Origin of the sequence: Kaistia algarum (genome assembly GCF_026343945.1) — a bacterium.
GTDB classification, from domain to species: Bacteria; Pseudomonadota; Alphaproteobacteria; order Rhizobiales; family Kaistiaceae; genus Kaistia; species Kaistia algarum.
Genome location: NZ_JAPKNJ010000001.1, coordinates 158,187 through 178,818 on the forward strand (window position 1 = coordinate 158,187; position 20,632 = coordinate 178,818).

The window sequence follows — 20,632 nt, forward strand, 5'->3', positions numbered from 1 at the left end:
TTAGCCGCAGCCGGATCAGGCGTTGGCCGCCTCGTCCTGGCGCTCGGCGTAGATATAGAGCGGGCGGGCCTTGCCCTCGACCACTTCGGCCGAGATCACGACTTCCTGCACGCCGTCGAGGCCGGGCAGGTCGAACATGGTCTCAAGCAGGATCTGCTCCATGATCGACCGCAGGCCGCGGGCGCCGGTCTTGCGCTCGATGGCGCGCTTGGCGATCGCGATCAGGGCGTCGGGATGGAACGCCAGCTCGACATTCTCCATCTCGAACAGGCGCTGATACTGCTTGACGAGCGCGTTCTTCGGCTCGGTCAGGATGGTAATCAGCGCGCCCTCGTCGAGATCCTCCAGCGTCGCCAGAACCGGCAGCCGGCCGACGAATTCGGGGATCAGGCCGAACTTCAGCAGGTCTTCCGGCTCGACATGACGGAACAATTCGCCAGTACGACGATCCTCCGGACCCGCGACGCGGGCGCCGAAGCCGATCGAGGTCGAGCGACCGCGATCGGAAATGATCCGCTCCAGGCCGGCAAAGGCGCCGCCGCAGATGAACAGGATGTTGGTCGTATCGACCTGCAGGAATTCCTGCTGGGGATGCTTGCGCCCGCCCTGCGGCGGCACGGAGGCGACAGTGCCTTCCATGATCTTCAGCAGCGCCTGCTGCACGCCCTCGCCCGACACATCGCGCGTGATCGACGGGTTGTCGGACTTGCGGCTGATCTTGTCGACCTCGTCGATATAGACGATGCCGCGCTGTGCCCGCTCGACATTGTAATCGGCGGATTGCAGCAGCTTCAGGATGATGTTCTCGACATCCTCGCCGACATAGCCGGCCTCGGTCAGCGTCGTGGCATCCGCCATGGTGAACGGCACGTCGAGGATGCGGGCGAGCGTCTGCGCGAGCAGCGTCTTGCCGCAACCGGTCGGCCCGATCAGCAGGATGTTTGACTTGGCCAGTTCGACGTCGTTGTTCTTCGCCGCGTGATTGAGCCGCTTGTAATGATTATGCACCGCGACCGAGAGCACGCGCTTGGCGTGGCGCTGGCCGATCACATAATCGTCGAGGACGGCACAAATCTCCTGCGGCGTTGGAACGCCGTCGCGCGACTTCACCAGCGAGGACTTCGATTCCTCGCGAATGATGTCCATGCAGAGCTCGACGCATTCATCGCAGATGAAAACCGTCGGCCCAGCAATCAGCTTGCGCACCTCGTGCTGGCTCTTGCCGCAAAACGAGCAGTAGAGCGTGTTCTTGGTGTCGCTGCCGCTGACTTTGCTCATCCGTCTACCTCGCTGTCGTCCGGCCCTCCGGGCGGAACGACCTATTCGTGTATCAACCGGTTCGCGCTCAATCGAACCGGTCAGCGAAAACCCCGACCCTAGAGCCCCTGCCGACGGACGCAATCGGCTGAGATTGATCCAATCACGCTAGCGGCGACTCGATCAAGATATACTTAACGACGCAGCCCGCCTTGACGAGGCCGCGCCGCCGGGCGATTTCGGGGCTTAGCCGGGTCAATCTTTCTTGAGCTCGTCGAGAGCCTCGCGGGACGTCATCACCTGATCGATCAGGCCGAACTTCACAGCGGCCTCGGCGACGAGGAAATTGTCGCGCTCCAGCGCATGCTCGATCGTCTTGTAGTCGTTGCCGGTGTGATGAACATAGATCTCGTTCAGACGCCGCTTCAGGCTTTCGACTTCCTTGGCGTGGATCAGGATGTCCGTCACCTGGCCCTGATAGCCGCCGGAAGGCTGGTGCACCATGATCCGCGCATTCGGCAGGGCAAAGCGCATGCCCTTGGCGCCGGCGGTGAGCAGCAGCGAGCCCATCGAGGCGGCCTGGCCGATGCACAAGGTCGACACGGCAGGCTTGATGAACTGCATCGTATCGTAGATCGCGAGGCCCGACGTCACTACGCCGCCCGGCGAATTGATATAGATCGCGATCTCTTTCTTCGGGTTCTCGGCCTCGAGGAAGAGGAGCTGCGCGCATACGAGCGTCGACATATAATCTTCGACAGGACCCGTGATGAAAATGATGCGCTCTTTGAGCAGGCGCGAATAGATGTCGTAAGCGCGCTCGCCGCGATTGGTCTGCTCGACCACCATCGGCACGAGCGTGTTCATATAGAGGTCGACTGGGTCTTTCATGATCTTCCTTCGGCGACGTCAGCTTGCCACAGGTCTAATGTCATCGCCCCGGCCGACCTCACTCGGAATGACCGATTCCCGGGGCATTGCAGAGCCATACATATGGTAGGTCGACCGGCTTCGAAAGGGGTGGGTATCCCGAGTAACAGGGTGAACCCTCCCAAGCGCCGCATAGCCGGCGTAAAACGTTCCGCAGCGGAGCTTTGAAACGAGCATGGCCGCGACGAGCGCGGCCATGCTGTATCAGGTAGAACGAGCCGCGGCTCAGACCTTGGCGTCTTCCTCGTCGTCCTTGAACAGCTCCTCGCGCGAGACAGTGCGGTCGGTGATGTCGGCAAGGGTCAGGAGATGGTCGACGACCTTCTCCTCGAAGATCGGGGCGCGCAGGCTGGCGAGCGCCTCGGGATTTTCCTTGTAGAAGTCGTAGACCTGCTTCTCCTGGCCCGGATACTGGCGGATCCGGTCGACAAGCGCCTTCTGGACTTCCTCGTCGGTCACCTGGATCTGGTTCTTCTCGCCGATCTCGGAGAGCACCAGACCGAGGCGGACGCGGCGCTCGGCGATCTTGCGATAATCCGCCTTGGCTGCGTCTTCCGTCGTTTCCTCGTCGGCGAAGCTGCGTCCCGAACGCTCGAGGTCCTGCGTCACCTGGTTCCAGACGTTCTGGAATTCCTGCTCGACCATGGTCGGCGGCAGCTCGAAGGTGTGGCGCTCGTCGAGCTGGTCGAGCAGCTGGCGCTTGATCTTGGTGCGCGTCGCCACGTTGAGCTGGCCCTGCATCTGCTCGCGGATCGTCTCGCGGAGCTTTTCCAGCGATTCGATGCCGAACTTCTTCGCCCATTCGTCATCGACCGTGACAGCCACCGGCGAAGAGACTTCCTTGACGACGACGTCGAAGGTCGCGGCCTTGCCGGCGAGCGTCTTGGAACCGTAATCCTCGGGGAAGGTCACGTTCAGCACGCGCTCATCGCCGACCTTGGCGCCGATCAGCTGGTCTTCGAAGCCGGGAATGAAACGGCCCGATCCGATCTGAACCATGCCGTTTTCGTCGGCGCCGCCCTCGAAGGGCTCGCCGTCTATCTTGCCGACATAGGAGATGGTCAGGCGGTCGCCCGTCTCGGCGGCGCCTTCCTTCGGGCTGTACTCGCTCGAATCGCGGGCCAGCTTGTTGACCTCGGTGTCGACTTCCTCATCCGTCACCCCGGCGACCGGACGGTCGATCTTGATGCCGCTCAATTCGCCCAGCGTGAACGCCGGCAGAATCTCATACGTCATCTTGTAGGCAAGATCGCGCTTGCCGGAGAGGATCTCGACGGTCTCGTCCTCGCTCTCGGGCAGCTCGAAGCTCGGCTGCATGGCGGCGCGCTCGCCGCGCTCCTCAAGCGTCTTGCGGGCGTTCTCGTTCAGAACGTCCTGGACGATCTCGGCCATGGCCGACTTGCCGTAGAGGCGCCGCAGATGGGCCGTCGGGACCTTGCCGGGACGGAAGCCGTTGAGCTTCACCTGGCCCCTCATCTCCTCAAGACGAGCAGAGAGACGGCTGTCGAGCTCGGTCGCGGGGACCACGATCTGGATTTCACGTTTCAGGCCCTCGTTGAGGGTCTCGGTCACCTGCATTTTCAGCGCTTTCTCGTATCGGTCCGTTTGTTGGTTGGCGTCTAGCCGGCGCCGTCGTTCTCTTCTTACGCGGGCGCTGGTGCGGGCGGAGGGACTTGAACCCCCATGGCGCGAGCCACTGGAACCTAAATCCAGCGTGTCTACCAGTTCCACCACGCCCGCGACCGCCGACCGCCGGAACAGGCCTTGTGGCCGGACTCTGTCCAAGGCGCCGCCTCTATAGCATCCAAGCCCGCGCGGTCAATCGAAAAGCCGACGGAGGACTTCGGGCAACGCTTCGGGCAGGTCCTCGGCGATGAGTCCCCTACCCCGCATATTGCCCGCCTCGCCATGCAGGAAGACAGCGGCGCTGGCTGCCTCGAAGGCGGGCATGTGCTGCGCCATGAGCCCGCCGATCATGCCGGCAAGGACATCGCCCGAGCCGGCGGTGGCGAGAAAGGGGGGCGCGTTGTCGGCTATGGTTGCCCTGCCATCCGGATGGGCGACCACTGTATCGGCGCCCTTGAGAAGAAGGATGGCGCCCGATCGCCCGGCCGCGGCGCGGGCGCGATCGAGCTTGCCCGGCTCGCCGGCGAGATCGGGGAAGAGACGGGCGAACTCGCCGTCATGCGGCGTCAGCACCACCGGCGCCGAACGCGCCTGGATGGCACGGAAGAGCCGATCGGGAGTGTCGCGGAAGGCCGTGAGCGCGTCAGCGTCGAGCACCAGCGCCGCCTCGGTCGCCAGCGCGGCTTCGATCAGTTCCACGGTGGGCTCGCCCGTCCCCAGCGCCGGGCCGGCAACGACGACGTTGAAGCGCTTGTCGGCGAGCAGGTCGCGCAGGCCGGCGGCACCCTCGATCCGCCGCAGCATGATCGCGGTGAGATGGGCCGCGTTGACGGCAAGCGCGTCGGGCGGCGAGGCGATCGTGACGAGGCCGGCACCCACCCTGAGGCCGGCACGGGCGGCCATGCGCGCGGCGCCGGTGTGGAGCATGCCGCCGGAGACCACGACGAGATGGCCGCGGTCATATTTATGGCCGTCTGTGCGAGCAACGGGAAAGGCCGGCAGCCAAGCCTCCTTGCGGTTCTCGGCGGCGCGGGGCCGTATCCAATCGAGCACGCTGTCCTCAATTCCGATCTGAGCGATCGTCAGCCGGCCGCAATGGGCTCTGCCCGGTATCAGCCGGTGACCTGGCTTGGGCCGGAAGAAGGTGACCGTTTCGTCGGCACGGACGGCGATGCCCAGCACTGCGCCGGTGCGACCGTGAATGCCGCTCGGCAGGTCGACGGCAATGACAGGGGCGGGCGCGGCGTTGATCGCCCCCACCGTCCGCGCCGCCTCGCCTTCCAGATCGCGGTCAAGGCCCGCGCCAAAAAGCGCATCGACGATGATGCCGGCGTTCACAAGATCGAGATCGCCAAGCGGCAGGACGGGACCCGTCCAGTCAGCGGCGGCGAGCGCCGCATCGCCTTTGAGCCGCTCCCGCGCACCAAGCAGGCCGAGCTCGACGCGATAGCCGCGCGCCGCGAGGATGCGGGCTGCGACGAAGCCGTCACCACCATTGTTTCCCGGCCCGCAGGCAATCGCGACGCGGGTGCCGAGCGGGGCGCGGGCGACGACGTCGGCGACGGCCCGTCCGGCCGTCTTCATCAGTTCATAGCCCGCCATTCCGCCGGCGATGGTGCGACGGTCGGCTTCGGCCATTTCGTCGGGCGTCAACAATTCCATGGCTGGCTCAAGCTTGAGGAAAGCACATCGGAGCATAGCCCATGCCGCAACCATGCGGCGACGTAGCTTGGAGATTTGTCGATCTTTTGTGCATTTGCCTATTGATTGCTCCGCGTTCCTCGCGCTTCAGTGGCGCTGGAACAGATCCAGACAGACGATAGCCCAATTTTCCGGCGTTTCGGCGCAGGTAGGTACACGGCTCCATAGTGGCACGGAGCCTGCAAGCAAGCGTGGCGGAAGGCCGGCCGCTCGGCCCTCAGGCAAGCATTCGGAGATGCGGAGGCAATGAAAAAGATCGAAGCGATCATCAAGCCGTTCAAGCTCGATGAAGTGAAGGAAGCGCTGCAGGAAGTCGGCCTCCAGGGTATCACGGTCACGGAAGCCAAGGGCTTCGGGCGCCAGAAGGGCCACACCGAGCTCTATCGCGGCGCGGAATATGTCGTGGATTTCCTCCCCAAGGTGAAGGTCGAGATCGTCCTGGGCGACGACCTCGTCGAGCGGGCCGTCGACGCCATCCGCAAGGCGGCGCAGACGGGCAGGATCGGCGACGGAAAGATCTTCGTCTCCAATATCGAGGAGGCCGTGCGAATCCGTACCGGCGAAAGCGGGCTGGACGCGATCTAGTTCCTTGATTATCACCGGCGCTTGCAGCGTTGGTGCGCCTTTCCTTTCGTGCTGACGGCTGCCATCTTCAGCCTTGATGCCGGCTACGGCACGAGCCATCTGATGGAAGGAAACGCGTTATGAAGACGGCCAAGGACGTCCTGAAACTGATCAAGGATCAGGACGTGAAGTATGTCGACCTGCGCTTCACCGATCCGCGCGGCAAGTGGCAGCATGTCACGTTCGACGTCGGCATGGTCGACGAGGAGATGTTCGCCGAAGGCACTGCCTTCGACGGCTCCTCGATCGCCGGATGGAAGGCGATCAACGAGTCGGACATGACGCTGATTCCCGACCCGGACAGCGCCTTCATTGACCCCTTCTTCGCGCAGACCACACTCGTTCTCGTCGGCGACATCATCGACCCGATCTCCGGCGAGAGCTACAACCGCGATCCGCGCGCGATCGCGAAGAAGTCCGAAGCCTATATGAAGCAGCTGGGCATCGGCGATACGGTCTATTTCGGACCGGAAGCCGAGTTCTTCATCTTCTCGGACGTCAAGTACAAGGTCGATCCGTACAATACCGGCTTCAGGATCGACGATCCCGAACTGCCCACCAATACCGACACGGATTATGATGGCGGCAATCTCGGCCATCACGTGAAGAAGAAGGGCGGCTATTTCCCCGTCCCGCCGATCGACAGCCAGCAGGATCTGCGCGGCGAAATGCTCGCCCAGATGGCCGCGATGGGCGTCGCCGTCGAGAAGCATCATCACGAGGTCGCTTCGGCCCAGCACGAACTCGGCATCAAGTTCGCGCCGCTGACCAAGGTCGCCGACCATCTGCAGATCTACAAATACGCGATCCACAATGTCGCGCAGGCCTATGGCAAGACGGCCACGTTCATGCCGAAGCCGGTGTTCGGCGACAATGGCTCGGGCATGCATTGCCACCAGTCGATCTGGAAGGACGGCAAGCCGGTCTTCGCCGGCAACCAGTACGCCGACCTCTCCGAGACCTGCCTCTATTATATCGGCGGCATCCTGAAGCACGCCAAGGCGCTCAACGCCTTCACCAACCCGTCGACCAACTCCTACAAGCGTCTGGTCCCGGGTTATGAGGCGCCGGTGCTGCTCGCCTATTCGGCGCGCAACCGCTCGGCTTCGGTGCGCATCCCCTACACGACCTCGCCCAAGGCCAAGCGCCTTGAGGTCCGCTTCCCCGACCCGACCGCCAATCCGTATCTCGCCTTCGCGGCGATGCTGATGGCCGGACTCGACGGCATCAAGAACAAGATCCATCCCGGCGAGGCGATGGACAAGAACCTCTACGACCTGCCGCCGAAGGAACTGAAGAAGATCCCGACGGTCTGTGGCTCGCTGCGCGAAGCGCTCGAGAGCCTCCGCAAGGACAGCGCATTCCTGACGGCCGGCGACGTGTTCTCGAAGGACTTCATCGAGAGCTATATTGAGCTCAAGTGGGAAGAGCTGATGGCGTATGAAATGACGCCGCACCCGATCGAGTTCGAGATGTACTATTCGGTCTAGTTCGAAGCCGTAGTATAAAGAAGAAGCCCGGATGCTGGCACTGCCTCATCCGGGCTTTTTTATGCGATCCAGCTTCTTGGGAGGGGAGCCGAATGGCAGAGGACAGGCGGATCCGGGTGTCGGTCGTCGGCGCCGGCAATTGGGGGCTGCAGCACGCGCGCGTGCTCGCCGCCCGAGACGACGTGGAATTCACCTCCGTCGTGGGGCGCTCGGCGGAGAAGGTGGCTGCGCGAGCGGCTGCATTCGGGGTTCGGGGCTATACGAGCATTGCGGCGATGATCGCCGCCGAAGCGCCCGATCTTGTCTGCGTTTCCCTGCCGAACGAAGCGCATTTTGCCGCCACGATGGAGATTATCGAGGCCGGTGTACCGCTCTTCGTCGAAAAGCCGCTTGTCTTCGTCAGCGACGAGGCCGACCGGCTGATCGCGGAGGCCGAACGGCGCGGCGTCTTCTTCGCCATCAACTTCAACCATCGCTATGCGCGCCCGGCCGTGATGGCCAAGCAGGCGATCGCCTCCGGACGGCTCGGCCGGATCGTTTTTGCCAGCTGGCGCTTCGGCGGCGAAGGCGGCCTCAGCCACGCGTTCAACAATCTGATCGAGACGCAGTGCCACGGCTTCGACATGCTCGAATTCCTGTGCGGGCCGATCGATTCCGTGATGGCCGAACTGACCGACATGACGGCCCCCGGCACGTTCCGGTCGATGGCGCTGGCGCTGCATTTCCGTGACGGTGCCGTCGGCAGCCTCATCGGCTCCTACGACACATCCTATGCGTATCCCGATACGCACCGGGTCGAGGTCAGCGGGACCACGGGCCGGCTGGTGATCGAGGACACGGTACGCCGCTACACCTTCAATCCGCATGGGAGCGAGACGGCCGAAGTCTGGCAGGCCGGCTATTTCAACGACCGCGACCGCAGCTTCTACCAGACTTTCGATCACCATATGGGCGCGGTGATTGCCGCTTTGCGGGCCGGCTCGCCGCCGCCGGTGCATGCTCGAGCCGGCCGCCGGGCGTTGATGATCGCCGAGGCAGCAATCCGATCGTTCCGAAGCGGCACGCGCGTGACAATCGAAACGGGGAGCTTTGACGCCGCGCCGCCACCTGAATTGGGGGCAGCCCCCGCAAACCCGTGATTGACGGAGGCGCAGGGACAAAACAAAGAGGGCCGACACGTCGCCGTGCCGGCCCCTTGTGATGATGTCCGGGCCCCGTATTCGGGGCGACCCGGCCGACCGGAAGTCGAAAGGCAACCCACGCTCAGTGTGGGGTGGCGCCTTCGTCTTCGCGCATGGCGGCCTCGTGATACCAGGACGCAGAATCGACGACCGGCAGGTCTTCGACGATGTAAGGCTGGCGCGAGGCGTCCGCACGCGTCCGGACGGGGAACGGGATGATCGTTGCCGACTCCCTCTGCTCTGTCCTGTTCACGTTGGTCACTCCATTCGTCGGCCACGCGACGCGCGGCGTTCGACATACATATAACACGCGACACACCCAATTCGACCCCGCGCTATCCAATAAATGTGCAAATGCCTACAATTTCCGCAAATTTGGCCCCTGCCATGCGCTGTATCAGCACGCAGCCGCCCGGCGCGTCGCCAGTTTGCTGAAAAAGGCCATCGCCGGCCGGGCCAATTGAACGGATCGGTGCCCTGCCCGTCCAAAAGGCGGTGGGCGGATTTCAGCCCGCGCCGGGCATCGCTACGAAGGGGTGCGACGACGCGTCCGTCGCGTCGCCGGCCGAAGCACGCCTGCATGGCATGCAAAATGCTAAGCTAGGTGCAGTCGCGACAGGTAGCCCCTTTCGCGCGCCGGACAGTTCGGAACGTTGCTACCTGCCGCGTCCCCAGCTTTGAGAGATCTAGATGACGAAATTCAAGCTCGAGTATATCTGGCTCGACGGCTACACGCCGGTTCCCAGCCTGCGTGGCAAGACCCAGATCAAGGAATTCGAAACGTTCCCGACGCTCGCCGAACTGCCGCTCTGGGGCTTTGATGGAAGCTCCACGATGCAGGCCGAAGGCCGCAGCTCGGATTGCGTGCTGAAACCGGTCGCGATCTATCCCGACCCCGCGCGCACCAATGGCGCCCTGGTCATGTGCGAAGTCATGATGCCCGATGGCGTCACGCCGCATCCGTCCAACAAGCGCGCTACCATCCTCGACGACGAGGGCGCCTGGTTCGGTTTCGAGCAGGAATATTTCTTCTACAAGGACGGCCGTCCGCTCGGCTTCCCCACGGCCGGCTATCCGGCTCCGCAGGGTCCGTATTACACGGGCGTCGGCTACAGCAATGTCGGCGATGTCGCCCGTGAGATCGTCGAGGAGCATCTCGACCTTTGCCTCGAAGCCGGCATCAACCACGAAGGCATCAACGCCGAAGTGGCGAAGGGCCAGTGGGAATTCCAGATTTTCGGCAAGGGCTCCAAGAAGGCCGCCGACGAAGTCTGGATGGCCCGGTACCTGCTGCTCCGCCTCACCGAGAAGTATGGCGTCGACATCGAGTTCCACTGCAAGCCGCTCGGCGACACGGATTGGAACGGCTCGGGCATGCATGCCAATTTCTCGACCAAGTACATGCGCGAAATCGGCGGCAAGGACTATTTCGAGAAGCTGATGGCCGCGTTCGACAAGAACCTGATGGACCACATCGCGGTCTACGGTCCCGACAACGACAAGCGCCTGACCGGCAAGCACGAGACGGCGCCGTGGAACAAGTTCAGCTACGGCGTGGCAGACCGCGGCGCCTCGATCCGTGTGCCCCATTCGTTCATCAAGAACGACTACAAGGGCTATCTTGAGGATCGCCGCCCGAACTCGCAAGGCGACCCCTACCAGATCGCTTCGCAGATCCTGAAGACGATCTCCGAGGTTCCGCTGGCGGTTTCCGCCGCGGCCTAAGCCAAAAAACACCTTCCAGGGAAAACGAGAGGCCGCGCATCGCGCGGCCTCTTTTCGTTGGGGCCTATTCCAGGTGATCGAGTTCTTCGTCGATCTCGGCGATAAGGTCCGAGCGCTGGGTTGCCGCGGCGCCGATCCGCTCTTCGACGGCGGCGGCGAGTAGGCGAGTCATGCTGGCCATGGTCGCGCTGGCGGCACCAGACGCAGGCGAGGCGGCGTGGCAGGGCAGCACCACAGCGGCATAGCGCGCGGCGAAGGCCGCCAGCGCCTGGTCACTGACGGCGACCACCTGCATGCGCGTGGTGCGGGCATAGTCCAGCATCGGCTTCAGCACGCGCGGCCGCTCGCCGGAGAGAAACAGCAGCAGCGCGTCGCGCGGCCCGGTCATGGCAAGGTCCTCGCCCCAATTGCCGGGCTGGAGCGCCAGAAGCTGCACATCCGGCCGCAGGCGGGCAAATTGAAGCCGAGCCGAGCGCGCCAACCCCTCGTCGAGCCCGAAAGCGAGCAGCCAGACGCGCGGCGCCTCGGCGACGAGCCGCGCCGCCAGCGCCAGCCGATCGGAGCGCAGCGCCTCGAAGGTCCGCGTCAGCGCTGTCATCTCGGCCTGGAGATGATTGCTGATCGAGCGCGAGCCCGCCGGCTCGGGCGTCACCGCGCGACGCTGCTCAAAGGGAGCGGTACGATTGCGCTCCTCGCGCGCCTGCAGGCGTACCTCGTTGAAATCGCTGTAGCCGAGCGAGCGGAACAGCCGCGCCGCCGTCGCCTTGGAGGTGCCGGCGAGTTCGGCCATTTCGGTGGCTGAATAGGTCAGCACGTCGTCCTGCCGCTCCAGCAGCAAGGCGGCAAGCTTCCTTTCGCTGGGGGAGAGCTTTTCGAAACGCTCCTGAATGCGCAGGGCCAGACGGGTCGACATGGTTCCATCAATCGGTAGTGCGCCGGCAGCATGCCGATGGCCCGCCGCGGCGTCCATATCGCCGCTGCTGAAACTCCGGGCAGGCGTGGCGCGAAATTGCGCGTGACAATTGTTTCAGTTTCCTGAAACAATTGTTTCATCGCTTCACTGCCGTCAAGTGGCGGGATTTCGGAGCCGGCCATGTCGAGAACCAGGATCGTCCGCCAGAAGATCTGGTCGCGCCTCGCCGAAGTGGCGCGGGCCGACAGCCGTTTCCATTTTGATTTCTCGGAGTTCATTCCCGATTTCGAGGGCTCGGACGCGGCGACCGACCGGCTCTTCGCGCTGGAAGCCGTCGCTTCGGCGCGGCTCGTGTTCGCGACGCCAGACAATTCGCTGATCGAGGCCCGCCGCCGGCTGATCGCCGCCGGGGTCACGCTGATCGTGCCGACCTACAATATCCATCGCGGCTTCCGCCTGATCGAGGGCGGCAGTGTTCCGGCCGCCGCTATCGCCTTCGCCGCCCATCTCGACGGGCTGGAGGCCTTCGGCCGGCCGATCGGACTTGAGGAAATCGCCGAGCGCGGGCGCTTCGACGTCTTCCTGACCGGCGCCTCGGCGATCTCGGCCGAGGGTATCCGCTTCGGCCGCGGGCATGTCTATTTCGCCATCGAATGGGGCCTTTTCAGCGAGATCGGCGTCGTCGACGACGCGACGCCAGTGGTAGCGCTCGTTCATGATGTCCAGCTCGTCGAGGAGCGGCTCTATCCATCGCCCGAGGATGTGCTGGTCGATACGATCGTGACGCCCACTCGCAGCGTCGACATTCCGAACCGACCCCCGAGGCCGCGCGGCATTCGCTTCGACACGCTCGATCCGGACCGGATCGAAGCCATACCACCACTGAAGGAACTGCAACGCTTCCGCGGGCTGGTCCGCTGAAGCCGATGATCAACGGAGGGATGACATGTCAATCTCGATGAACCGGCGCCGCTTCCTGGCGCTCACCGGCGCCACCGCCGCGGCGGGCTTCCTTTCCGCCAGCTCACGCAGCGCTTCGGCGGCCTCGCCGCTCAACTTCCAGGCCTCGTGGATCAACGACGCCGAATTCACCGGCTATTTCGTCGCGATCGACAAGGGCTATTACAAGGACGAGGGGCTGGAGCTCAATTATCTCTCCGGCGGCCCGGACGTGATCCCGGAAAGCTCGCTCATCGCCGGCAAGGCCGATATCGCGCTGACGACGCCCGACACGACGATCAAGGCGATCACCGAGCAGGGCGCCAAGTTCAAGATCATCGGCGCGCAGTACCAGAAGAACCCGATCGGCATCGTCTCGCTGGCCAAGAACCCGGTCAAGACGCTGGCCGACCTCGAAGGCAAGACGCTGGCGGTCCCGCCGGTCAATGTCATCTCGGTCGAGGCGGCGCTCAAGATCTCGGGCATCGACCGATCGAAGGTGAAGATCGTCCCTTACGAATATGATCCGACGCCGCTTCTGGCCGGCGAGATCGACGCCTCGCTCGATTTCACCACCAACGTCCCCTACACGATCAAGCTGAAGGGTGAGGAGGCGCATTCCTTCCTGCTCTATGATTTCGGCTTCACCATCTACAACGACACCGTCGTCGTCACCGAAGAGACGCTGAAAACCAAGCGCAAGGAACTGGTCGCCTGGCTGCGCGCCAGTCGCAAGGGCTGGGTGGAGAACCTCAAGGACCCGGCTCTCTATCCGCCGCAGTTCGAGAAGACCTGGTTCGCCGGCACCGGCCGCACGATCGAGAACGAGATTTTCTTCAACACCGCGCAGAAGCCGCTGATCGAGACGCCGGCAGGCATCTTCGCGCTGACCGAGGACGGCATCGAGAAGAATGTCGCTGCCCTGCAGGCGGTCGGCATCAAGGCGACCAAGGACGCTTTCGACGCCTCGCTGCTGGCAGAGATCTGATCCAGCGACATAGCCGGATGGCGGCCGTCTTGGGGCGGTCGCCCTTCTTTACCTCCCACGGAATCCCGTCATGACATCGAGCGACATCCGCCTTGCCGACGTGCGCAAGAGCTTCGGCCTCAAGGGCGAGGCCTTCGTGGCGCTGGATGGCGTGTCGCTCGATTGTCCGCCCGGCTCGTTCACGGCGATCATCGGTCCGTCGGGCTGCGGAAAGTCGACGCTGCTCCGCCTCGCGCTTGGTCTCGATATGGCCGACAGCGGTGACGTCACGATCGGCGGAGCCCCGCCTTCCGACGCCGTGCGACGCGGCATTACCGGCGTCGCCTTCCAGGACGCGGCGCTCCTCCCCTGGCGCTCCGTGAGCGATAATATCGCCCTGCCCCTCGACGTGCTGCGTCGCTCGCGCAAACAGGCGGCGCCGCGCATCGCCGCGCTAATCGACCTCGTCGGCCTCAAGGGATTCGAGACGGCGCTGCCGGCGCAGCTTTCGGGCGGCATGCGCCAGCGCGTCGCCATTGCTCGCGCCCTCGTCACCGATCCGTCGGTGCTGTTCCTCGACGAACCCTTCGGCGCGCTCGACCAGATCCTCCGCCGCCAGATGAACATCGAGCTTCAGCGCATATGGCTCGAATCGCGCTCGACGACGCTGCTGGTCACGCATGGCATCGACGAGGCGGTCTTCCTGGCCGACCGCGTCGTGGTGATGGCGAGCCGGCCGGGGCGGATCGTCTCGATTATCGACATCCCGTTGGAGCGTCCGCGCACGCCCGAGATCTTCTCCGATCCGCACTTCCACGCGCTCGCCGACGTGATCGCCGGCAAGCTGATGAGCGGAGGCGCCCCATGAGTCGGCGCGCTGCCATCGACATCGCCATCCTGCTCGCCGTCTGGGAGATCCTTGGCCGATTCAAGTTGGTCGCCCATGGCGCGCTACCGGCACCGAGCGAGATCGCGGTCCGCTTCATCGCGGATTTCCATGATTATCCGCATCACGTGGCGGCGACGCTCTCGACCGCATCGATCGGCTTCATCATCGGCAATTTGGTCGCGCTCGCCGCCGGTATTTTCTTCGTCATGGTGCCGGCGTCCTCGCTGCTGGCACGCGGCATCAACATCACGCTCTTCGCCATGCCGCCGATCGCGGTGGTACCGCTCCTGGTCGTGACGCTGGATGGAACGACGGCGCGCATCCTGCTCGCGGCGCTGGCCTGCTATTTCCCCACGATGACCGCGACCGTGCTCGGCCTGACGCGGATCGACGCCCGCGCCGTCGACGTCGTGCGCGCCTATGGCGGCACCCGGCTCGATATATTGAAGCTCGTGCAGCTTCGCAGCGCCCTCCCCGCCATTCTCGGCGGCCTCCGGATCGCCGCGCCCGGCGCCGTGCTCGGCGCCATCCTGGCCGAATTCGGCGGCGGCGGACGCTGGGGTCTCGGCGCCTATCTGCTCGGCTCGCTCGGCCGCGCCGACCCCGCCCGCCTTTGGGGCATCGGCCTCACCGCGACCGCGATCGCGGCGCTCGCCTATGCCGCCTTCGCCTTCCTGGCGCTACGGGCGACCGGCGAAGCGCGATCCGTGACCATGCCCGCCTCGGCCATGCCCAATATCGGCGCGCCGGGCGTATTCGACCGTGGCTGGCCGCGCGCCGCGATGATCGCCCTCGCCGCGTTGCTGCCTCTGGCGCTCTGGTGGTGGCTGGTCGCCGGACTGCCGGAGATGATCGCTAAGACACCGGCCGCGATCCTCGCCTATCTCTTCACGGCCGAGACCGCGCCGCTCGCCCGCGCGAAGCTCGGCGCCGCGCTCTGGGAGACGATACCCGTGGCGCTGGTCGGCATGGCGGCCGGCATCGCCTTCGCCTTCATCCTCGCCGTGTTGTCGCAATCCTTCGCCGCCGTCCGCCGCATCCTGCTGCCGATCGCGCTCGTCACGCAAACCATGCCGCTGGTGGCGCTGACGCCGCTGCTCGTGCTGCTGTTCGGGCGCGGAACAGGCGTGATGATCGTCATCACGGTCTCCGTGACCTTCTTCCCGGCCTTCGTCACGATCGCGCAGGGCCTCGCCCTCGTGCCGAAGAGCGCGCTCGACGTCGCACGCGCCTATGGCGGCAATTGGTGGAGCGAGATCCGTCTCGTCGGCGCCATCGCCGCCCTGCCTTATCTCTTCGCCGCCGCCCGGCTCTCCGCGCCGCGCGCCTTGCTGGGCGTCATGATCGCCGAATGGCTGGCGACCGGAACCGGGCTCGGCAACCTGCTCAACCAATCCCGCGGCTATCTCGACTACGGCATGATCTGGTCGGTCGCCGTCGTCTCGGTGCTGGTCGCCATCTTCTTCTACATCGTCGTCTCGCTGGTCGAGGACATCACCCTCAAGCGGATGGGCATGGGCTGACGCCGCCCTCCTCCGCCAACCCGAATCCAAGAAAAGCAGGAGAACCGCCATGGATGAGAAGCAATCGGTGCGCGAACGCGTCTGGACCGAGCTGATGAAAGTCGCGGTCGCCGACAGCCGCTTCCATTATGATTTCGGCGAGTTCATCGCGGATTTCGATGGCGGCGAGGCGGCCTGTCAGCGGCTGACCGACCATGAATTCTACCGCCGCGCCGAACTGCTCTTCATCGCGCCGGACAATTGCATCGAGCGGCTCCGCCACCAGGCGATGCTCGACGGCAAGCGCGTGCTGATGACGACCTATGGTATCCGCCGCGGCTTCTGGCTGCTCGATCCGGCCGCTATCCCGGCCGATCTCTATCTTTATGCCGCGACGCTGGACGGCATGGAGCGGGTGGCGAAGCCGCTCGACATCGAAGCCGTCGCGGCGCTGCCGCGGGTGGACTATCTCGTTACCGGCACCGGCGCAATCAACCATGAGGGCGTCCGCTTCGGCAAGGGGCACGGCTTCTTCGATGCCGAATGGGGCATGCTGCATGAACTCGCCCGTATCGACAGAACCTCGCCGGTCGCGGCCGTCGTGCATGATTGCCAGGTTCTGGACGAAAAGCTGACGCCCGAGATCTTCGACAGCGTCGCCGACGTCATCTTCACGCCGACGCGGACGATCCCCGTGGCCGCGCCGCACAAGCCTGAATGCGGCATACTTTGGGACCGGCTGGACCGCCACATGTATGAGACGATCCCGCCGCTGCAGCAATTGCGCCTTCGCAAGGGCCTGCCGGCCGAGCTCTGACGAGCGGGGACGGCTCCTTTGCGCGGGCAGGTCGTGCGCGCGCCGCGCGGCGCGGTATAGTCACGTCGCCCGATCCTCATCAGGAAGCCAACGTGACATCCGACAGCGACAAAATCCCTGCGCCTGAGCTCAACCCCGACCACACCACCGTGCCGGTGATCCGCACCATCGCCATGCCGCATGACACCAACCCGGCCGGCGATATTTTCGGCGGCTGGCTGATGTCGCAGATGGACCTTGGCGCCTCGACCATCGCGACGCGGCGGGCACGCGGCCGCACCGTGACCGCGGCGGTCGACGGCATGTCGTTTCTGAGCCCGGTATCCGTGGGCGACGAGGTGACGATCTATGGCAAGATCGTCTCCTCCGGTCGCTCATCGATGCGGGTCTATGTCGAGGCCTGGCGGCGCAACCGCGTCAGCGACGCGATCGATAAGGTCACGCATGCGACCTTCACCTTCGTCGCGATCGACGGGGAAAGGCGACCGCGGCCCCTGCCGGCGGAGGATGCGGGTTGAGGCCGGTCAGGGGGCGCCGATGCGCGTCGCGGCAATCCCCGTAACGACGCCGTTCTGGATCAGGTAGTTGAGGTTGTCGAGGGACGAGCCGTCCTGGTTCGTATAGGCGACATAGCCATAGCGAGCCGAGACGGTGCCGAAGCGGCCCTGGAGATCCGCTTCGCTGGCGCCGAGGCCCGGAACGGAGAAATCGATCGAATCGAGGCTCGATTTCGGCGTGCCGCAGGGCTGCTCGCCCTTGCCGGCGCTGACGAAATTGCCGCCGACCAGATTGACCTTGCCGTTCGCAGCGGTCGTTCCGTTGGCGACGAACCAGATATAGCTCGGCTGCCCGCCAATCTTGGCGGTGTAGCAGAGCCAAGCCGCCTGCTCGCTGCCGTCGCTGGCGCTCGCGATCGTGCCGCCCAGCGCCGTGGCGACATCCTGAAGCGGCGTCTGGCCGAGCACGACGGATGTGCCGCCGGCAGAGACCGCCGTCACCGGCGGCTGCGGCAGAATATGCTGTGTGCCTTCGGCCGCCGCGCCGCCAAGGAGCACGGCGGGCAAGCCCGTGAGCCGTCCACCATCCGCCATCGCGGCACACGGCAGCAGAGCCAGAGCCACTGCGCCTGCGAGCACGATCGATTTCATAGCCAATCCCCCAAGACGAACTGCCGCCCAGCTTGCCGAACCCCATACCCGTAGGACGAGGGAACCCGCGTTGCGGCCTCTCCGAAATCGTAAGGCAACGCCGCCTAACCGTCCATTATCAAACGCGCTCTGATCGCTCAGCCGCCGAGCGGCGCACTGCGAAGCATGGCAAAGGGAGCGCCGGGTTCTGGCTCGACGAAGATCGCCAGATTGTCGAGGCGATAGGGCCTCGCGTCAAAATCGGCGAAATGCCGTCTCGCGGCCGCGTCGACCGCTTCGGCGTCCTCGCGCGGCACCTTGCCGGTGAGCGACATGTGGAAGCGGAACGCATCGAAAACATAGGGATAGCCCCAGCGCACGAGATGGGCGTCCTCGCCGAGCGTCAAGCCGGAAGCGCGCCGGCGCGCCAGTTCGCCGTCGGTAAGCGGGGCGCGGAACGGCTCGAAGGCTTCAACGATCTCGCCGGCCCAGCGATCCAGCTCGGCGACCGGCTCGTTCGGCACGAAGGCGAAGAAACGGCCAAGCCTGCGGATGACCAGCTCGGGAATGGCGATCGGCGCCGAACGGCGGGCGAAATCGTCGAAATGCTCGATGAGCTCCGATTCGCTGCGACGCGTGGCCAGGCGGAACGGCGCCTTCAGCGTCGCGTGGAAGCCATAGCGCGCTGGATCGGCGAGATAGGCCGCCATCGCCTCCGGTTCGACGCCATCGACCACCGGTAGCCGAAGCCTCGTACCCGTTGCCGCATCGCGGCCGATCCAGCGGGTCGCCGTCCGTCCAAGCGCATCCTCGCCGCCCGGAGCCCAGTAGATCGCATAGCGCAAGATCATTCCCTTCCCTGATGAAGCCGCATTCCGGCGCCGCCGCGGCGGACCATAGCAATGCGGGAGCAAGGTTGCATCTTCGCGACGGACGCTCGGGATTCCGGATCGGCGCGGGCGCGTGCCGATGTTGAGCCTTTCATTTACACAAGACAGGCGACACTGGATTCGCTATAGCGGGCTGGACGATCGTTCCGAGGAATGTGTCATGAAATCTTCGCTGCTCAAGCTTCTGGCTGTTACCGCCCTCGTCGCGATGGGGGCCAGCGCGGCATCCGCCCGTGGGGGTAGCACCTATGACGGCTACTCGCAGCTGCTGCCCGACTGGCAGGTCTTCGGCTTCGACCTGACGTCGATTCCCAATGATGTTCCCTCGCTGATGGCGTTCAAGGCATCGCTCGATCCGCGCACGCAGCTGGCCGTGAACAACCGCTGTTCACAGGACATCATCGTCCAGCCCTGGCGCTATTCGTCGAAGGTTCGGCGCTTCTGCTTCGGCCGCTGAGTCGACGTCAGCTTCGTTCCGTCTCCGGCCTATCGCTGTGGATGCGACTATGGGTTCGCAGCCCGCTCCATTTTTGTGATTGATAATTCTCCAATGATTGCGGAACAGTTTCGGCTTCGAGCCGTTTAGGTTCCGGAGCGCGAAATATATCGAGTTCGGTGACAGTACACCGGCATTCGCGCCGCAACCCAGATCGTACAGTTGCTGTATCTCTACGCACTGTTCTCGATTTGACCGGAGGACAATCATGATGAAATCGAACCGACTTGCTGCAATGATTTTCGGAACGGCGATGATCGCCATGTCCGCCTCGCCGCTGATGGCACAGGACACTCCCGCTCCCGCCAATACGCCGGCCGCAACGACGACGACCCCGACGCTGAGCGGCCCCACGTCCGGCGCGGAGGCGCAGGTGAAGGACGAGGACGTGTTCGGCTTTGACATCTCCGGCGCCACGCAGCCAACCGCCGAGCAGCTCGTGGTCGCCAAGAATACGTGCAACGAGAAGGTCAACACCGAGCCGACGCGCTACTCGGGCGCGGTCCGGACCTTCTGTGAGCAGGTTCTGAAGATGAACTAAAGCGCCGCCGCGAGGCTCACCCAGCTTCGCAGCGGGAACGCGGCGCCGGTCGCGCCATCACGCTTCGGTTGTTTTGCCAAGCGCTTGATTCGGACCGGCGTCATGTCGCAGACGAAAGATCGCCCGTCTTCCGCGCACCGGCTCGATCGCCGCGCCCGGAGAGGCGGGCGATCAATTCATCGCGGGCGCTCGGCATCTTGCTGCCTCGCGGGCCATAGAGATCGCGCTGCAGAAAATGCGCGGTCAGGCGAAGCCCTTCCAGGAGTTCTTCCGGCCCACGGTTTGACGCGCCGCCGCTGAGAAATGGCGGCAGCGTCAGCAGGCGGTCCTCGTAGCCGATAGCGGCCTCACGGCTGACGGCGCGTCCGGTGCGCGGCGACACATAGGCGAGACCTTCCCGCGAACCCGTCCGCGCGCAACGCGCCAGATCCAGCCCGAAGCCCAGTTCATCCAGAAGCGCCAGTTCGAAGCGCGCCAGAAAGGCGCAGAGTTCGTCGACGGTCGGGCGCGTTTCCCCGGCCAGCACATCAAGCGCCGTCTCCATCGCATCGAAGAGCCCGGCATGCACCTGGCGTTCGGCGAGGAGATGCATATGGCCGGTCATCACCTGCAGCGTGAACAGGACCTCGGCAACATCGATCAGATTCGCCGCCCGCATTCGCTGCGGCTCGATCGTGAACTGGCCCAGATGCTCGTCGAGGCGCGCCCGCCAGGTCGCGGTGACCCGGTTGCCGGGCTGGATGACGGCCGCGAGGCTGCGCGATCGCGCGCCGCGCACAAGGCCCTGGTGGCGGCCATGCGAACGCGTCAGCACCTCCAGGACGACGCTCGAATCCCCCCGCCGTCGGCTCGCCAATATGATCGCATCGTCGGACCATTCCATGGCGGCGAACCTGCCGGCAAGACCGGGGAGAATGCAAGGGCTACCGACGTCCCGCCGCGACACGATCATCCGCGATCGGGCGCCTCAAAAGGGTGGAACGCAAGATTGCTTCGGAGACTGGTGCGAATACAGGG

21 protein-coding genes and 1 tRNA gene are annotated in these 20,632 nt (G+C 64.6%); 12 read left to right on the forward strand and 10 right to left on the reverse strand.

Annotated features, from left to right (window positions below; translation table 11 throughout):
- Positions 1–15 precede the first annotated feature (15 nt).
- From clpX to OSH05_RS00800, 5 genes are all read right to left on the reverse strand, one after another.
- Complete coding sequence (gene clpX / locus OSH05_RS00780; RefSeq protein ID WP_104218384.1) at positions 16–1,278, reverse strand: ATP-dependent Clp protease ATP-binding subunit ClpX; 1,263 nt, start codon at positions 1,276–1,278, stop codon at positions 16–18.
- Between the two features lie 234 nt (positions 1,279–1,512).
- Positions 1,513–2,148 (reverse strand): ATP-dependent Clp protease proteolytic subunit, encoded by a 636-nt coding sequence (locus OSH05_RS00785; protein ID WP_104218385.1) that lies wholly within the window; start codon positions 2,146–2,148, stop codon positions 1,513–1,515.
- A gap of 264 nt (positions 2,149–2,412) precedes the next feature.
- Entirely contained in the window at positions 2,413–3,765 is a 1,353-nt protein-coding gene (gene tig, locus OSH05_RS00790) for a trigger factor (protein ID WP_104218386.1), read from the reverse strand.
- A 77-nt stretch (positions 3,766–3,842) separates the two neighbouring features.
- Positions 3,843–3,927: transfer RNA gene (locus OSH05_RS00795), tRNA-Leu, on the reverse strand.
- Between the two features lie 78 nt (positions 3,928–4,005).
- On the reverse strand, positions 4,006–5,475 hold the full coding sequence (locus tag OSH05_RS00800) for an NAD(P)H-hydrate dehydratase (RefSeq protein ID WP_104218387.1): 1,470 nt from the start codon (positions 5,473–5,475) through the stop codon (positions 4,006–4,008).
- 285 nt (positions 5,476–5,760) lie between these two features.
- On the opposite strand from OSH05_RS00800, the gene OSH05_RS00805 reads away from it, so the two are divergent.
- The 3 genes from OSH05_RS00805 (at position 5,761) to OSH05_RS00815 (ending at position 8,767) form a co-directional block, all read left to right on the forward strand.
- On the forward strand, positions 5,761–6,099 hold the full coding sequence (locus OSH05_RS00805; RefSeq protein ID WP_073051175.1) for a P-II family nitrogen regulator: 339 nt from the start codon (positions 5,761–5,763) through the stop codon (positions 6,097–6,099).
- A 119-nt stretch (positions 6,100–6,218) separates the two neighbouring features.
- Positions 6,219–7,628: a type I glutamate--ammonia ligase gene (glnA, locus tag OSH05_RS00810; protein WP_104218388.1), complete on the forward strand. Its 1,410-nt coding sequence runs from the start codon at positions 6,219–6,221 to the stop codon at positions 7,626–7,628.
- 92 nt (positions 7,629–7,720) lie between these two features.
- Complete coding sequence (locus OSH05_RS00815; protein WP_104218389.1) at positions 7,721–8,767, forward strand: Gfo/Idh/MocA family protein; 1,047 nt, start codon at positions 7,721–7,723, stop codon at positions 8,765–8,767.
- 124 nt (positions 8,768–8,891) lie between these two features.
- Here OSH05_RS00815 and OSH05_RS00820 read toward each other — a convergent pair whose 3' ends face one another.
- Positions 8,892–9,062, reverse strand: coding sequence for a DUF2735 domain-containing protein (locus OSH05_RS00820; protein ID WP_104218797.1), 171 nt, complete (start codon positions 9,060–9,062; stop codon positions 8,892–8,894).
- A gap of 437 nt (positions 9,063–9,499) precedes the next feature.
- On the opposite strand from OSH05_RS00820, the gene OSH05_RS00825 reads away from it, so the two are divergent.
- Positions 9,500–10,534: a glutamine synthetase beta-grasp domain-containing protein gene (locus OSH05_RS00825; RefSeq protein ID WP_104218390.1), complete on the forward strand. Its 1,035-nt coding sequence runs from the start codon at positions 9,500–9,502 to the stop codon at positions 10,532–10,534.
- A gap of 64 nt (positions 10,535–10,598) precedes the next feature.
- Here the strand turns inward: OSH05_RS00825 and OSH05_RS00830 are convergent, their stop codons facing one another.
- On the reverse strand, positions 10,599–11,447 hold the full coding sequence (locus OSH05_RS00830) for a MurR/RpiR family transcriptional regulator (RefSeq protein WP_104218798.1): 849 nt from the start codon (positions 11,445–11,447) through the stop codon (positions 10,599–10,601).
- A 180-nt stretch (positions 11,448–11,627) separates the two neighbouring features.
- Here OSH05_RS00830 and OSH05_RS00835 point away from each other — a divergent pair, with 180 nt between their 5' ends.
- The 6 genes from OSH05_RS00835 (at position 11,628) to OSH05_RS00860 (ending at position 17,079) form a co-directional block, all read left to right on the forward strand.
- Positions 11,628–12,368 (forward strand): 5-formyltetrahydrofolate cyclo-ligase, encoded by a 741-nt coding sequence (locus OSH05_RS00835; RefSeq protein ID WP_104218391.1) that lies wholly within the window; start codon positions 11,628–11,630, stop codon positions 12,366–12,368.
- Positions 12,369–12,393: 25 nt separating this feature from the next.
- Entirely contained in the window at positions 12,394–13,374 is a 981-nt protein-coding gene (locus OSH05_RS00840; RefSeq protein WP_104218392.1) for an ABC transporter substrate-binding protein, read from the forward strand.
- Positions 13,375–13,444: 70 nt separating this feature from the next.
- Positions 13,445–14,221, forward strand: a complete 777-nt coding sequence (locus tag OSH05_RS00845) for an ABC transporter ATP-binding protein (protein ID WP_104218393.1) — start codon at positions 13,445–13,447, stop codon at positions 14,219–14,221.
- On the forward strand, positions 14,218–15,765 hold the full coding sequence (locus OSH05_RS00850; protein WP_104218394.1) for an ABC transporter permease: 1,548 nt from the start codon (positions 14,218–14,220) through the stop codon (positions 15,763–15,765). Before OSH05_RS00845 ends, OSH05_RS00850 begins: the two co-directional genes overlap by 4 nt.
- A 49-nt stretch (positions 15,766–15,814) precedes the next feature.
- On the forward strand, positions 15,815–16,561 hold the full coding sequence (locus OSH05_RS00855) for a 5-formyltetrahydrofolate cyclo-ligase (protein WP_104218395.1): 747 nt from the start codon (positions 15,815–15,817) through the stop codon (positions 16,559–16,561).
- A gap of 173 nt (positions 16,562–16,734) precedes the next feature.
- Positions 16,735–17,079 carry an acyl-CoA thioesterase gene (locus OSH05_RS00860; protein WP_104218799.1) on the forward strand — a complete coding sequence of 115 codons (345 nt, stop codon included), beginning with the start codon at positions 16,735–16,737 and terminating at the stop codon, positions 17,077–17,079.
- Between the two features lie 6 nt (positions 17,080–17,085).
- Here OSH05_RS00860 and OSH05_RS00865 read toward each other — a convergent pair whose 3' ends face one another.
- Positions 17,086–17,709, reverse strand: coding sequence for a hypothetical protein (locus OSH05_RS00865; RefSeq protein WP_104218396.1), 624 nt, complete (start codon positions 17,707–17,709; stop codon positions 17,086–17,088).
- A 137-nt stretch (positions 17,710–17,846) separates the two neighbouring features.
- Entirely contained in the window at positions 17,847–18,539 is a 693-nt protein-coding gene (locus tag OSH05_RS00870; protein WP_266352004.1) for a DUF1045 domain-containing protein, read from the reverse strand.
- A 199-nt stretch (positions 18,540–18,738) separates the two neighbouring features.
- Here OSH05_RS00870 and OSH05_RS00875 point away from each other — a divergent pair, with 199 nt between their 5' ends.
- Positions 18,739–19,035, forward strand: a complete 297-nt coding sequence (locus OSH05_RS00875; RefSeq protein ID WP_104218397.1) for a hypothetical protein — start codon at positions 18,739–18,741, stop codon at positions 19,033–19,035.
- 247 nt (positions 19,036–19,282) lie between these two features.
- Complete coding sequence (locus OSH05_RS00880; protein WP_104218398.1) at positions 19,283–19,615, forward strand: hypothetical protein; 333 nt, start codon at positions 19,283–19,285, stop codon at positions 19,613–19,615.
- Positions 19,616–19,715: 100 nt separating this feature from the next.
- Here OSH05_RS00880 and recO read toward each other — a convergent pair whose 3' ends face one another.
- Positions 19,716–20,498, reverse strand: coding sequence for a DNA repair protein RecO (recO, locus tag OSH05_RS00885; RefSeq protein WP_104218801.1), 783 nt, complete (start codon positions 20,496–20,498; stop codon positions 19,716–19,718).
- Between the last annotated feature and the right edge of the window lie 134 nt (positions 20,499–20,632).